Annotated in this window: 1 protein-coding gene; it reads left to right on the top strand. The window is 50.6% G+C overall.

All coding sequences use genetic code 11. The features are described 5' to 3' along the window. The coding region (locus tag AABK37_RS41455; RefSeq protein ID WP_432557191.1) for a condensation domain-containing protein at positions 1–1,159 on the top strand (1,159 nt) is incomplete at both ends.

Here is a 1,159-nt window from a genome sequence, read left to right as displayed (position 1 = left end):
CCCTGCCACTCACACCTAATGGTAAAGTTGACCGCAAGGCACTACCAGATCCCTCAGTCCAACTTGAATCACACAACTTTGTTGCTCCCAGAACACCCATTGAAGAAATGCTCGCCAGTACTTGGGCATCGCTGCTGGGTGTAGAGCGTGTGGGTGTCCATGACAACTTCTTTACCTTGGGAGGACATTCGTTACTGGCAACGCAACTGATGTCGCGCCTGCAAAGCACATTCTCCGTGGAATTACCATTGCGTAGCTTGTTTGAGTTACCGACTGTTGCCGCCTTAGCTGAGTACATTGCCACAGTACAACAAACCGGACAACAAAGACAAACACCAATTGTCAGAGTCCCACGGCAACCTGAAATGCCAGTGTCGTTTGCTCAACAGCGCTTGTGGTTCCTACAGCAGTTTGAGCCAGAAAGCGGCTTTTACAACATTCCAGTGGCGATGCGTTTTCAAGGTCAGCTCAATGTCGCTGCCCTTGAGCAAAGTCTCAATCAGATCATCAACCGCCACGAAGCCCTACGCACCAACTTTATTCAGGTAAATGGGCAACCAATGCAAGTGATTGCCAGCAGCTCGACCTTACCACTAGCAGTCTACGACTTGCAACAGCTAGAACCCACAGGGCGGGAAATCGCTTGCCGACAATTAATCATTGAAGAAGCAGCGCAACCGTTTGACTTGGCAAGCGATCTGTTAATGCGGGCTAGTTTGTTCCAGCTGACAGAAAAAGAACACGTCCTGCTGTTGGTGATGCACCACATAGTTTCAGATGGGTGGTCAATCGGCGTACTTATTCGGGAGATAGCAGCAGTCTATCAAGCTGGGTGCAACGAAATGCCAATTGCGCTACCAGAGTTGCCCATACAGTACGCTGATTTTGCTGTCTGGCAGCAGCAGTGGTTGCAACAAGAAGTGCTGGCACAGCAATTGACATACTGGCAGCAACAACTTGCGGGTGTTCCGGCTTTGTTGGAACTGCCCACCGACCGACCGCGACCTGCGATTCAAACTTACAAGGGGGCAACACAGACATTCTCACTCTCCTCTCAACTGAGTGCAGCGCTAACTGCCTTCAGCCAGAAACAAGAAGTGACGCTGTTCATGACACTCTTAGCAGCGTTCCAAACATTGCTGAGTCGTTACAGCGGGCA

Source organism: Tolypothrix sp. VBCCA 56010 (assembly GCF_050875635.1).
Classification (GTDB): Bacteria; Cyanobacteriota; Cyanobacteriia; order Cyanobacteriales; family Nostocaceae; genus Hassallia.
This window is presented reverse-complemented; position numbering and strand designations above follow the sequence as displayed.